General features: G+C 50.9%; 9 protein-coding genes and 1 riboswitch. Of the genes, 5 read left to right on the top strand and 4 right to left on the bottom strand.

Going from position 1 to position 13536, the window contains the following annotated elements; genetic code table 11:
* Both AC6R0L_RS07790 and AC6R0L_RS07785 read right to left on the bottom strand, forming a co-directional pair.
* A partial coding sequence (locus AC6R0L_RS07790; RefSeq protein ID WP_500628796.1) for a diguanylate cyclase domain-containing protein occupies positions 1-1424 on the bottom strand: 1424 nt, incomplete at its 3' end.
* Positions 1425-1568: 144 nt separating this feature from the next.
* Positions 1569-2105 (bottom strand): single-stranded DNA-binding protein, encoded by a 537-nt coding sequence (locus tag AC6R0L_RS07785; RefSeq protein WP_334555025.1) that lies wholly within the window; start codon positions 2103-2105, stop codon positions 1569-1571.
* A 306-nt stretch (positions 2106-2411) separates the two neighbouring features.
* Between AC6R0L_RS07785 and AC6R0L_RS07780 the strand changes: the two genes are divergently transcribed.
* From AC6R0L_RS07780 to AC6R0L_RS07765, 4 genes are all read left to right on the top strand, one after another.
* On the top strand, positions 2412-3053 hold the full coding sequence (locus AC6R0L_RS07780) for a LuxR C-terminal-related transcriptional regulator (protein ID WP_500628795.1): 642 nt from the start codon (positions 2412-2414) through the stop codon (positions 3051-3053).
* 192 nt (positions 3054-3245) lie between these two features.
* Positions 3246-4118, top strand: coding sequence for a UTP--glucose-1-phosphate uridylyltransferase GalU (galU, locus tag AC6R0L_RS07775; RefSeq protein ID WP_500625660.1), 873 nt, complete (start codon positions 3246-3248; stop codon positions 4116-4118).
* Between the two features lie 184 nt (positions 4119-4302).
* The gene (uvrA, locus tag AC6R0L_RS07770; RefSeq protein ID WP_500628794.1) at positions 4303-7125 is read left to right on the top strand and encodes an excinuclease ABC subunit UvrA; all 2823 of its coding nucleotides are present in this window, start codon (positions 4303-4305) and stop codon (positions 7123-7125) included.
* A gap of 94 nt (positions 7126-7219) precedes the next feature.
* Positions 7220-8983 carry a PglL family O-oligosaccharyltransferase gene (locus AC6R0L_RS07765; protein WP_500628793.1) on the top strand — a complete coding sequence of 588 codons (1764 nt, stop codon included), beginning with the start codon at positions 7220-7222 and terminating at the stop codon, positions 8981-8983.
* An 89-nt stretch (positions 8984-9072) separates the two neighbouring features.
* Here AC6R0L_RS07765 and AC6R0L_RS07760 read toward each other — a convergent pair whose 3' ends face one another.
* Positions 9073-10206: a pyridoxal-phosphate-dependent aminotransferase family protein gene (locus tag AC6R0L_RS07760; RefSeq protein ID WP_500628792.1), complete on the bottom strand. Its 1134-nt coding sequence runs from the start codon at positions 10204-10206 to the stop codon at positions 9073-9075.
* A 228-nt stretch (positions 10207-10434) separates the two neighbouring features.
* Positions 10435-10612: riboswitch (Lysine riboswitch) on the top strand.
* An 86-nt stretch (positions 10613-10698) separates the two neighbouring features.
* On the opposite strand from AC6R0L_RS07760, the gene lysC reads away from it, so the two are divergent.
* On the top strand, positions 10699-12051 hold the full coding sequence (lysC, locus tag AC6R0L_RS07755; protein ID WP_334555019.1) for a lysine-sensitive aspartokinase 3: 1353 nt from the start codon (positions 10699-10701) through the stop codon (positions 12049-12051).
* A 78-nt stretch (positions 12052-12129) separates the two neighbouring features.
* On the opposite strand, the gene pmbA is transcribed toward lysC, so the two are convergent.
* Complete coding sequence (pmbA, locus tag AC6R0L_RS07750) at positions 12130-13473, bottom strand: metalloprotease PmbA (protein ID WP_500628791.1); 1344 nt, start codon at positions 13471-13473, stop codon at positions 12130-12132.
* Positions 13474-13536 lie beyond the last annotated feature (63 nt).

The raw sequence follows: 13536 nt of genomic DNA, 5'->3' as shown, positions 1-13536 counted from the left end.
ACCAAGGTCAACATGGATTTGTCTAAAGTGGCGCCATAACCCACTGACTCTACGGCAGAAATAAAACGCGACGCTTTAAGTACCCCTTTTTCGGGATCATTAATGCGCGCGAACAGTTCAAAATGATCGAGCTGGGTCTCTTGCTGTTCCGTCAGCAAATAACAAGGCTGCGCAAACACCAGCAGCTTATCGGGTGCCAATGCCATATCGAGTAAGGTTCGCCAACGAACGTTACCTCGGTCTTCTTCAGGAGAGGTATGTTTGTTGAATCGGCTCCAAGTATTATTGCCTTGCAGCTGAGCACTTTTCAGCGCGGTTTCCGCCTCGTCGATGATTCTGCCCTGACTTTCTCCCTCGTGATACATACTCACGCCAATATGAACCCAGTTGTCTTTATCAAGCGGGTTGGGCGGAGTTAATTTCGCCAATTGTTTGAGCGCGGCACTCGCCAAGTTCGCCACTTCTTTATTCGACAAATGCGGGGCAAAAATCGCGAAGTCTGACTGGTAGTAGCGCGACAAAATCAGATCAGGATAGCGTTGAATCACATTGTTCAGCCCCTCTCCGACCTCGATAAGAAAGTCATTCGCAAGCTTCTCACCGTACTCTTCTCGAATCAGCGCCCAATCATCCACTCTGAGCAGCAAAATGCCACCTCTTGAGCCACTTTCAGATAATGCTGACTCCAATTTGCTATCAAAGAGGACACGATTTGCCGTTCCGGTTAGCTGATCAAGAAACGTCTGGGTGCGAATAAAGGCATCAAATCGACTGCGCTCTTGACGCGCATCTTGCAGCTCTTCAATCAAGGTATCGAGCGCCTGACTGGCGGTGTAAGGCCACTCTGTTGGGTCACCTTTCGCGTACTCTTCCACTCGCCCCGCCAAAATCATCCGTCCGCGCTCTTCAAGCCGCTCGCTGCCCGAAAGTTGCTCTTTGAGCCATTTCACCCCTTGCATCAAACAGAAAATAACCAAACCAATCGCCATGGTGATTGACCACATGGCTTGCAGCGAGTAGCCATAGCCAATATAAGGAGGCACCGCTTTAAAATTGATCTGATAACCGACATTGCGCTCGAGCGGATACGAGCGCTGATACAAGAGTGTGGGTTCGACTTTGGACGACGTGTCTTTAAAACGGTAAATCACGCCGTACGAGGAGGAGAGTTCCATTTCGACGATGTTCGACGCTTGGAGCATTTTAGGCATCCAGCGTTGGAGAGAGTAGGCAGCGTCAGGGTCTTCCATCTCCTTGTCCACAACCTCAACGATTCCCTGCAAGGATTGATCAAGATACTGCTGACCTAGACTGCGAAACGAGAGTGTCCCACCGAGAAATAGAATGAACATCGCAATGATCACTATCATGGTGACAAAAGCGACTAAGCGAGTGCTCAATTTTAAGGTAGGGGTGTACCTCATGCGTTCGGAGTTCCTTTCCTAACAGTGAGCATCGATACCGACCAACAAGGCTCGATGACCATCAATGACAGCAAGTAATAGCTTGATTTTAGTCACTATACAAAAAAGCCGCGACATTCGCGGCTTTTTTCTAAAACTAATGACTTAGAACGGGATGTCGTCATCAAAATCCATCGGTGGCTCATTGTACTGAGGTTTTGGCTGTTGCGCTTGCTGCGGCTGAGCGTATTGCTGCGAAGGCTGGCTCGCTTGCTGTGCCGGTTGTTGCGGCTGACCCCAACCTTGCTGCTGTGGCTGGCCCATACCTTGACCAGGCGCACCGCCTTGAGCACGGCCACCTAGCATCTGCATCACGCCATTGTAGCCTTGTACAACCACTTCAGTCGTGTAACGGTCTTGACCACTTTGATCTTGCCATTTGCGTGTTTGCAGTTGACCTTCAATATAGACTTGAGAGCCTTTACGCAGGTACTCACCCGCGACTTCGGCCAACTTGCCAAACAGTGCCACACGGTGCCATTCCGTTTTCTCGCGCTGCTCACCAGTTGCTTTATCACGCCAGCTTTCAGACGTTGCAATTGTGATGTTTGCCACTGCGCCACCGCTAGGCATGTAACGTACTTCCGGGTCACCGCCCAGGTTACCGACTAAAATTACTTTGTTTACTCCGCGGGTCGCCATGATTCGCTCCGTCCAAATTTGAGTGTTGATACCTAAATAGCGCATTAGAATAACACGCTTTGACGCGCTGATAAATTTCTATCCCAAGATTCTCTTCACGAGAATCCTTCATCAAGATGGACACACTGCGAGCCCGCGCCAATCCCACGCCGATATTCTTTCGAGCAAACTCACGTCAGATTGCTGCTGAGCTATCCATCGATTACTTTTGCGCTTGAAGCGAGACGCAAAGCGACGGTCTCAAATCGCACTTGATGCGGTTTTGTACCACGCTAACGACTCGATTCACCGATTCATAGGTCTGCCATGCCCAAATCGTCTTACGCTCGCACACTGCATTTTATTTGCAATAACAAAAATGACCCACACCCGCATATCGATGATATCCAACGGGCGCTACGAATGACCATCCATCGTATGGAGCCATCAGAGCTAATGTTGGCCCTGCAACAAGAACGCCATCGGATTTTGATATTTGACTACCAATTTGTACATCAACAACAAGCGCAAATCGAAGCGCTACCGCTTTTGAACAAACACTTTGAAGTGATTTTGATTAACTTGTATCAGCGCCTTTCCACCGATGAATTATTGACGTTTGGACATCTCAAGGGTCTGTTTTACTGCGACGACTCCCCAGAGGTCATTGCCAAAGGCTGCGCGGCAATCATTAATGGTGAAAATTGGTTACCTCGCAAAGTCACTGCACAATTGCTCTATCACTATCGCACGGTGATGAGCAGCCAAACGGCGACAGTGGTGCTCGACATCACCATGCGCGAGCTAGAAATTCTGCGCTGCCTTAAGAGTGGTGCGTCCAATGCACAGATCGCCGAGGACCTGTTCATCAGCGAATTCACGGTAAAATCGCACCTCTATCAAGTGTACAAAAAAATCAAGGTGCGAAATCGAGTCCAAGCGATGGAGTGGGCCAAAGCCAATCTCTGATGCCGCGGTCACCCTCCACAGACGAGCTAACACCCGCACATTTCTGGACCGACAAGGAACGCTTTTATTCGCCATTTCCCACAGTCATGGTAAGGTATCGGCCATCAATCACATCGCAAAGTGTGATTACGTCGTTCACGTCAGTTTTTACGGCGCTCACAGGGTTAAAAAATTAAAAAAAGGGTATTACTCATGATTAAAAAGTGCCTCTTCCCCGCGGCGGGCTATGGGACGCGTTTTCTTCCTGCCACCAAGTCCATGCCAAAAGAGATGATGCCAGTGGTGAACAAGCCACTGATCGAATACGGTGTGGAAGAAGCGATACAAGCGGGCATGAATGGCATGTGCATCGTGACAGGCCGTGGCAAGCATTCCATCATGGATCACTTTGATAAGAACTATGAGCTTGAGCACCAAATCAGCGGCACCAACAAAGAAGAGTTGCTGGTCGATATTCGTGACATCATCGACAGTGCTAACTTCACCTACATTCGCCAGCGTGAAATGAAAGGTCTTGGCCACGCGATCCTCACCGGGCGTGAACTGGTTGGCGATGAGCCGTTCGCTGTTGTCCTCGCGGATGACTTATGTGTCAATGAGCAAGAAGGCGTACTGGCACAAATGGTCGCGCTATTTAAGCAGTTCCGCTGCTCAATTGTTGCTGTGCAAGAAGTGCCGGAAGATGAAACTCACAAATACGGCGTGATCTCTGGTGAAATGATCAAAGACGACATCTTCCGCGTTGACGACATGGTAGAGAAACCAGAAAAAGGCACAGCGCCAAGCAACCTTGCCATCATCGGCCGCTATATTCTCACTCCAGACATCTTTGAGCTGATCGAAAATACTGAGCCAGGCAAAGGTGGCGAAATCCAAATCACCGACGCGCTGCTCAAACAAGCCAAAGCAGGCTGTGTATTGGCATACAAATTCAAAGGCAAACGCTTTGACTGTGGTAGCGTCGAAGGTTACATCGAGGCGACCAACTACTGCTTCGAAAACCTCTACCTAAAAGACACCAAAACCTCTGAGCTAGGTAAACAAGCCACAACCAAAGAGAGCTAATCTCTCTAGATTCAGTGCGAGTAGGACTCCCCTACTCGCCCTTTTTTCCCTCCCTGCCATAAACTCAAAACTAGGAACTAGGAACTAGCACCTCCAAACACTGTTCTTCCATCCAGTATTTTATTTGCACATTGCTCACACTATGTAATACTTGTGCCACTATTTTTTGCCCTGAGTGATAACAATGGATCAGATAGAAGTCCGCGGTGCGCGCACCCATAACTTAAAAAATATCAACCTCACCATCCCACGCGATAAGCTGATTGTCATCACTGGCCTATCCGGTTCAGGTAAATCCTCTCTGGCGTTCGATACGCTCTATGCCGAAGGGCAACGACGCTACGTAGAATCACTCTCGGCGTACGCACGTCAATTTTTGTCCTTGATGGAAAAGCCCGACGTCGACCACATTGAAGGTCTCTCTCCTGCCATTTCCATCGAGCAGAAATCCACCTCACACAACCCTCGTTCAACCGTCGGCACCATCACTGAGGTCTACGATTACTTGCGTCTGCTCTACGCACGTGTGGGTGAGCCGCGCTGCCCTGACCATCATGTTCCACTCGCCGCGCAAACCATCTCACAGATGGTCGATAAAGTGTTGGCGATGCCAGAAGGGACAAAACTGATGCTGCTGGCGCCGATTGTCAAAGAGCGTAAGGGCGAGCACGTCAAAACGCTGGAAACCTTGGCAGCGCAGGGGTTTATCCGCGCCCGTATTGATGGGGAAACCTGCGATTTATCCGATCCACCAACGCTAGAACTGCACAAGAAACACACCATCGAGGTCGTGGTCGATCGCTTTAAAGTGAGAGCCGACTTGCAGCAGCGCTTAGCCGAATCGTTTGAAACCACCCTAGAGCTGTCGGGCGGGATTGCAGTGGTCGCGCCGATGGAGGGCAATGACGAGGAGATCGTGTTCTCTGCTAACTTTGCTTGTCCGCATTGTGGCTACAGCATGCAAGAGCTTGAACCGCGCTTGTTCTCGTTCAACAACCCAGCCGGCGCCTGTCATACCTGTGATGGCCTTGGCGTTCAGCAATACTTTGACCCTGCACGCGTGATTTTGGATGAGTCACTCAGTTTAGCAGAGGGTGCTATCCGCGGTTGGGATCAGAAAAACTACTACTATTTCCAAATGCTGACGTCGCTTGCCAACCATTATCAGTTTGACCTGAACGCACCCTTTAAGTCTCTGCCAAAGAAAATTCGCGATGTGATTCTCACCGGCTCTGGCAGAACGGAAGTGGAGTTTAACTACATCAATGATCGCGGGGATATTCGCGTTAAACGTCATCCGTTTGAAGGCATTCTCAATACCTTGGAACGTCGCTATCGCGATACTGAATCTAACTCGGTACGCGAAGATTTGGCCAAGTACATTTCAACCAAAACCTGTAGCAGCTGTGACGGTAGCCGACTGCGCCTTGAAGCGCGCAATGTGTTCATTGGCGATACGACGCTGCCGGAAATTGTCGAACTCAGTATTGCCGATGCACTGACCTTCTTCCATGAATTGACTCTGGAAGGTCAGCGCGCACAAATTGCCGAGAAAGTGATGAAAGAGATCAACGACCGCTTACAGTTTTTGGTCAATGTCGGTCTCAACTACCTCAACCTATCCCGCAGCGCCGAGACACTCTCCGGTGGTGAAGCGCAGCGGATCCGTCTTGCCAGTCAAATTGGTGCCGGTTTAGTTGGTGTGATGTATGTACTCGATGAGCCTTCGATTGGTCTTCATCAGCGTGATAACGAGCGCCTGCTCAAGACGTTGACTCACCTGCGCGATCTTGGCAACACCGTGCTCGTCGTGGAGCACGATGAAGACGCCATCCGTATGGCGGATCACGTGATTGATATCGGTCCGGGCGCGGGCGTTCATGGCGGCAATGTAGTGGCAGAAGGCACTATGGAAGAGATCATTGCCAATCCGAACTCTCTCACGGGCCAATACCTCAGCGGTCAAAAGCAGATCCGAGTTCCAACGGAGCGCACGCCTAAGGATCCGAAAAAAGTCGTGCAACTCATTGGCGCGACGGGCAATAACCTCAAAGATGTCACGCTGGAGATCCCTGTTGGGCTGTTTAGCTGCATCACCGGGGTGTCTGGCTCAGGCAAATCGACTTTGATTAACGATACGTTCTTTAAAATTGCCCACACCGAGCTCAATGGTGCGACGACCGCCACACCCGCGCCGTATAAAACCATCAAAGGGCTACAACATTTTGATAAGGTGATCGACATCGATCAAAGCCCGATTGGTCGTACTCCGCGCTCAAATCCAGCGACCTACACCGGTATTTTTACCCCCATTCGTGAGCTGTTTGCTGGCACACAAGAGTCACGCTCTCGTGGTTACAAACCGGGCCGGTTCAGTTTCAACGTGCGCGGCGGGCGTTGTGAAGCTTGCCAAGGTGATGGTGTGATCAAGGTGGAAATGCACTTCTTACCAGATGTGTATGTCCCTTGTGACGTCTGTAAAGGCAAACGCTACAACCGCGAAACCTTAGAAGTGCGCTACAAAGGCAAAACCATTGACGAAGTGTTAGAGATGACGGTCGAAGACGCACGAACCTTCTTCGATCCAGTTCCTGTGATTGCTCGCAAGTTGCAAACCTTGATGGATGTGGGCTTGTCTTACATTCGCCTAGGTCAAGCGGCCACGACCCTCTCCGGGGGGGAAGCGCAGCGCGTTAAATTGGCGCGTGAGCTCTCTAAGCGCGATACCGGCAAAACACTCTACATTCTCGATGAGCCGACCACAGGTTTGCACTTCCACGATATCGAGCAGCTGTTGGCCGTGTTGCACCGCCTGCGTGATCACGGCAATACCGTTGTGGTGATTGAGCACAACCTCGATGTGATTAAAACTGCAGACTGGATCGTCGATTTGGGGCCAGAAGGGGGGCAAGGCGGCGGTGAAATTATTGCAAGCGGAACACCGGAAGATGTGGCCTTAGTCGAAGGCTCACACACAGCGCGCTTCCTTAAGCCTATGTTAAAGTAAGCAATAGTAGTAAAAGTGAATAAAAAAATAGTAAAGTAAACGGGCTGGCGTGCTTCTTAGTGCCAGCCCGTTTTATTTGCTGGAAAGGAACACTATGGCAACCACCCACGTGGCAGGCACGCAGCTTCAAGCACGCACACAAGCTCGCCCTCTAACGAAACCTTTCTTGGCTATGATTGGCCTAGTCTACCTTGTCGCGATGCATTTCTTCATGCCGAACCCAGGCGGTTCAGGCTTGGCCCTTGCCTTTAACCCACCCACTTGGCTGCTGAGCTCAGTCGCTATCGCTCTTGGGCTTTATCAAGTTGGGACACGTGGCCAAATTCGTTACAACAAATTGACCATAGGTCTGTTTCTTTGTTGTGTGATCATGACCGTGCCCGTGCTCTATCCGCACTCTGAGCTGTCATTGTCGGTCGCGCGATTAAGCGGATTGTGGGCCGGTTTTTTGCTGTTTGCCGTGCTGCAACAATTTCGTTTTAGTAACCCTCAGCGTCAAAGGCTGTTGTGGTTTGTGGTTATCGCCGTGTTCATTGAGGCCTTGTTTGGCTGGGTACAGTACCTAGTACTCGAACCCGGCAATCCCTTTGGCTATAACACCGACGCCAATCGTCCTTACGGCATTTTTCAGCAACCGAACGTCATGGCGAGCTTCTTAGCCACAGGGCTTGCGCTGTCTGGCTATTTGCTGACCCGTCAACCCATTAAATATCAACGCAAAGTCAGCCATGTGGCGCTGCTCTATCTGGTACCCGCCATCGTGCTGCCCCTACTGGTGGTGCTCGCCTCTCGGACAGGTTGGCTCAGTGCGCTGCTGGTCGTCGTGCTGCTGATCCCTTATTTGATGCGCTTTGCCACCAAAAAACGCGCCGTCGGGTGGCTCGTCTCTGTGCTTATTGGCGTCACCATTGGCTTAGGAACCACGTTAATCGGTGAGAACAACACCCTAGCAGAGCGAAAGGTGAATCTAGAAGGGCCCAGACAATACACCTTCCCTCAGACGCTCGATATGCTGATTGAAAAGCCATTTACTGGCTATGGTTACGGGCGTTTTGAAGCTGAATACTTGGTCTATACGGCGCGTCAACATCAGCTCAACGCCAGTTACCCGCCTGGGCTTGCATCAATGGATCACCCACACAACGAAACCTTATATTGGGGCGTAGAGGGGGGCGTGCTGCCGATTTTGGCTATGTTGATCGCGGCCATTTTGGTGCTGTATCGTATCTACGCAGCGAAGAATGGCACACGTTTGGCGATTTTCTCGCTCTTTATCCCCATCGTGCTCCACACCCAATTAGAATATCCGTTTTATCACTCAGCGATTCATTGGGTAACCTTTATCCTATTGATTTACTGGGTCGACCAACGTAAGCGCGCCTACCGATATGCGCGATTGAGCATCGTATCGCAGACTGGACTGCGCGTAGCAAGTTTGGTCTTGCCGCTGGTGACGTCGTTTTACATGATCACCACGCTGCACACCAACTACATATTGACGCAGTTTGAGCTCTCCAAACCGAAAGATCCGGATATCCTTAACCGAGTCAGTAACCCGATTGTCTGGCAGGAGCGTTTTGACTGGGACATCTACAGCACCTATCTCAATATTGGCCTGCACCAGCAAAACCCTGAATTTATTCAACCGTACGTGGATTGGTCGCTGGGCGTGATTACCCACAAACCAAGACCGGCATTCTACAACAACTTGATTCTGGCCTACCAAGGTTTGAATGACAGTGAAAAAGCGGAGCAAATCCGAGCCGAAGCGCAGTTTCTGTTTCCGCGGCGCGATTTCTCAGACGTGCAATACGTGCCACCGACAACCGACGCACTGCTTCGTACAGACGAAGAATAAAAAGAAAACAAAAAGTAGATAAGAAAAGGCTCTCCGAACTGGAGAGCCATCTGCAATCATTAATAAGTCGATTTGCTCGCCAAGCGACTCTATCCGAGCGACTCTAATCCGAGCGACTCTTTAAGCGCTTGTAAACAGAGCGCGACGTTCTCCTCACGCGCACCATAGCCCATTAGGCCAATCCGCCACGCCTTGCCCGCCAATGCGCCAAGCCCGGCACCAATTTCCAGATTGTACGTATCAAGAAGGTGGCTGCGCACTTGGGCTTCATCAATTCCCTCAGGAACATAAATCGCATTCAGTTGCGGCAAGCGTGCGGACTCTTCCACCACAAACTCAAAGCCAAGCGCTAATAAGCCAGCCTTGAGCTTGTGGTGCATCTGCTGATGGCGACGCCACGCGTTTTCTAACCCTTCATTTTTGAGCATCAGCAAAGCTTCATGCAGTGCATAGAGACTGTTGACGGGCGCTGTGTGGTGGTAACTGCGCTTGCCCTCTCCACTCCAGTAACCGAGCACCAAACTTTGGTCTAAAAACCAACTTTGCACCGGGGTTTGACGAGCGGTGATTTTCTCAATCGCTGCACTGGAGAAGGTCACAGGAGAGAGGCCCGGCGTACAAGAGAGGCACTTTTGACTGCCCGAGTAGACCGCATCAAGTTGCCACTCATCGACTTTGAGTGGCACACCACCCAATGACGTCACCGCATCGACGATCGACAACACATTAAATTCTTTAGCAAGCGCGCCCAGCGTCTTCGCATCGCTGCATGCCCCTGTCGATGTCTCCGCATGGACAAACGCGAGGAGCTTGGCATCAGGATGCGCCTGCAATGCATCACGAACTTTCTCTACCGAAACCGGCGCTCCCCATTCATCATCGACCAGCACCGCTTCACCGCCGCAGCGTACCACGTTCTCTCGCATGCGTTCGCCAAACACGCCATTGCGGCAGACGATGACTTTGTCCCCCGGCTCAATCAAGTTAACAAAGCAGGTCTCCATACCTGCACTGCCTGGTGCCGAGACGGCAATCGTAAACTCATTGTTGGTCTGAAAGGCGTATTTAAGCAGCTGCTTGAGTTCGTCCATCATCTGGATAAAAAGCGGGTCAAGGTGGCCCACCGTCGGGCGGCTCAAAGCTTGCAGTACCTGTGGGGAAATATCGGATGGACCAGGGCCCATCAAAATACGGCGAGGGGGGATAAAACTTTGGTAAGTCATTGGCAACTCCTTTTGAATCATGAGGGTGTTCTTGTTGTTATCTCTTCACCATAATCGAATTCATCCGGCGCAGCAATGCGCAAAAAGTCGACAGGTCATACCAGCCTCACAAACCGAACCTATCGTCTTTAACCCGTAAATTTCGCATTGACATTAAGAGGATAAACACGTTCAATGCGAAAGCGGTGGCAAGACAATTCGTCACCCTGTTGTACAAACAATTATGCTTTTTGCAGAAGAGGAGCACTACCCAGGTAGGCATGTTGTGGAGCCACAATTCCAAAACAACATTCTGAGGGGGAGTAGTGCCGAGGTAGGCTTATATTGTGGTTTAAGTCTGTCGGTTGACTTGGGTTGAGTCCCATCAACTGTCATCAGCGCCGTCTGGTGATGAGCTTCTGAGGTCGTACTCCATACCTACCTCTACTCTCGCTCATCCTCACCTCACGCAAAGGAAAGACTCAATATTCAGGAAGTTGTGGGAGAAATGCCGTGAGCAATTTTAACGTTGCTAAATTTGGTGGGACAAGTGTTGCAAACTTTGAAGCGATGAGCCGTTGTGCGGCGATCGTTGAGAATAATCCAGAGACAAAACTGGTGGTCAGCAGTGCCTGTTCAGGGGTAACAAATCTATTGGTCGCGCTGGCGAACGGCGTACAAGATCAGCAGCAACGCAGCGATATTCTGACTCAGCTCGCTGAGATTCATGATGCGATTCTTAATCAACTCAATGATCCAACCCATGCGGCGAGTGAAGTGTACAGCCTGCTTGATACGGTCACCAGTCTTGCGGAAGCGGCCTCGATTCAAGCCAGCAATAAGTTGACTGATCACCTTGTTGCGTGTGGTGAACTGATGTCGACCCACATTTTAACCCAACTGATGATTGAGCGCGGCATCAACGCGGTACGCTTTGATATTCGCGATGTACTGCGCACTGACAGCCACTTTGGCCGCGCAGAACCGGATGTTGCCGCCATTCGTGAGCTTGCCAGTGACACCTTGCTGCCACTGTGCCGCGAGCACGTTGTGGTGACACAAGGCTTTATTGGTTCCGATGAAGAAGGCAACACCACTACCCTTGGCCGTGGTGGCAGTGATTACAGTGCGGCTTTGATTGCCGAGGCAGTGCAAGCCTCTGGCTTAGAAATTTGGACTGATGTACCGGGAATCTACACCACAGACCCGCGCATTGCCCCGAATGCGGCACCGATTGCAGAAATTAGCTTCAGCGAAGCGTCAGAGATGGCGAATTTTGGCGCCAAGATCCTGCACCCTTCGACCCTAGTCCCTGCTCTGCGCCATGATATTCCGGTGTTTGTCGGTTCCTCGAAAGCGCCAGAGCAAGGCGGTACTTGGATTCGTCATCAAGTGGAAAGCTCACCGCTGTTTCGCGCCCTAGCCCTACGTAACAACCAAACCATGGTGACGCTGCGCAGCGCGAAAATGTTCCATGCTTACGGCTTTCTAGCCAAAGTGTTTGAGATCTTGGCCAAGCATAAGGTCTCGGTCGATTTGATCACCACCTCTGAAATCAGTGTCTCATTAACGCTTGATCAAACAGGTACCTCTGGCGGTGCGCCGTCGTTACCTCAAGCCGCGCGTGAAGAGCTTGAAGAGCTGTGCAGCGTGAAAGTGGAACACAACCTCTCCGTCGTCGCCTTGATTGGTAACAACATGAGCGAGAGCAAAGGCTATGCAAAACAAGTATTTGGTACACTTGAAGACTTTAACTTACGAATGATTTGTTACGGCGCTAGCCAGCACAACCTCTGTTTCTTACTGCGTGAATCAGAAGCCAAACAAGCGATTCAGAAGTTGCATGTCGAGCTGTTTGAGCGCTAACAGCACTATAAATACACATCAGCGACGAAGCACTCTCGAGTTTCGTCGCTGATGCATCGCTACGTCAAATAGTGAGGCTTATTCGCCCGCCACTTTCATTGACTCAAGCAAGATAGAACCGGTTTGAATCTGCGAACGGGTTTCCACATCACTGCCGACAGCCACTATTTGGTTGAACATCTGCTTGAGATTGCCTGCGATGGTCACCTCAGAGACAGGGAATTGGATTTGACCATTCTCAACCCAAAAACCGGCTGCGCCGCGCGAGTAATCGCCCGTCACGATATTCACCCCCTGCCCCATCACTTCTGTAACCAAAAAGCCGGTGTCCAGCGCCTTAAGCATTTGATCAAAATCTTGCCCAGTTGATTGCACGTACCAGTTGTGGATGCCCCCCGCATGACCGGTTGGCGTCATCGACATTTTACGCGCCGCATAGCTGGTCAATAGGTAAGTGGATAACACGCCGTCAGTGATAATTTGTCTATCTTGCGTCGCAACGCCTTCGCTATCAAACGGGCTTGACGCCAGACCACGCAACACATGGGGACGCTCGTCGACTTGGAACCAGCTGGGTAGAATTTGCTGACCAAGATGATCAAGAAGAAACGAGGATTTGCGGTACAAGTTGCCACCACTGATCGCCATCACAAGGTGACCGAGTAGACCCGTTGCGACATCCGCCGCAAACATGATCGGGTACTGACCGGTTTTGAGCTTCTGCGCGTCTAAACGACTGACGGTTTTCTCCGCTGCGCTCAGGCCCACGGATTTCGGCGTCCACAGGTCGTCTTTGTGACGCGCCACTGTGTAGCTGTAGTCACGTTCCATTTCACCGTTTTGGCCTTGACCAATCACACAGCAACTGATGCTATGGCGACTTGAGGCATAACTCGCCAGTAAGCCGTGGCTGTTGCCGTACACTTTGACGCCATAATGGCTATCGTAGCTGGCGCCATCACTTTGCTTGATCTTATCGCTGTAGCTGAGCGCTTCTTGCTCCGCTTCAATCGCCATTTTTGCCGCGTGGTCAGGGTCAGGCGTATCGGGGTGAAACAGATCCAAATCAGGAATATCTTTGACCATCAGTTCAGCCGGTGCTGGGCCTGCGTACTGATCTTCTGATGTGTATTGAGCGATATCAAGTGCCGCCAATACCGTCTGTTGAATCGCTTTTTCGCTTAAGTCTGACGTTGAGGCGCTGCCTTTACGCTGATTGCGGTAGACGGTAATACCGAGTGCACCGTCACTGTTGAACTCCACATTTTCGACCTCACACATGCGAGTCGATACGCTTAAACCTGTGGTTTTACTGATGGCAACTTCCGCGGCATCCGCTTTTTCACCCGCCATCTCTAACGCTTTCGCGACGGCAGCTTCAAGCTCGATACGCTGCTGTGCCACTTGCTTTTTTACGTCCATATTCTCTTCATCAGTCGTTGCTTTGTCGCTAGGATAACAAGAATTTCGCTTTCTCCCCATGAT

The sequence above is a fragment of the Vibrio sp. R15-SG3-ISO1A genome (genome assembly GCF_059833955.1).
The sequence above is the reverse complement of the archived record's forward strand: the minus strand, read 5'-3'. Positions and strand labels throughout refer to the sequence as shown.

Coding starts and splice junctions, on each gene's coding strand:
- AC6R0L_RS07760 (WP_500628792.1), bottom strand. CDS start 10,206: ATGACTTACCAAAGTTTTATCCCCCCTCGCCGTATTTTGATGGGCCCT.
- uvrA (WP_500628794.1), top strand. CDS start 4,303: ATGGATCAGATAGAAGTCCGCGGTGCGCGCACCCATAACTTAAAAAAT.
- galU (WP_500625660.1), top strand. CDS start 3,246: ATGATTAAAAAGTGCCTCTTCCCCGCGGCGGGCTATGGGACGCGTTTT.
- AC6R0L_RS07785 (WP_334555025.1), bottom strand. CDS start 2,105: ATGGCGACCCGCGGAGTAAACAAAGTAATTTTAGTCGGTAACCTGGGC.
- AC6R0L_RS07765 (WP_500628793.1), top strand. CDS start 7,220: ATGGCAACCACCCACGTGGCAGGCACGCAGCTTCAAGCACGCACACAA.
- AC6R0L_RS07780 (WP_500628795.1), top strand. CDS start 2,412: ATGCCCAAATCGTCTTACGCTCGCACACTGCATTTTATTTGCAATAAC.
- pmbA (WP_500628791.1), bottom strand. CDS start 13,473: ATGGACGTAAAAAAGCAAGTGGCACAGCAGCGTATCGAGCTTGAAGCT.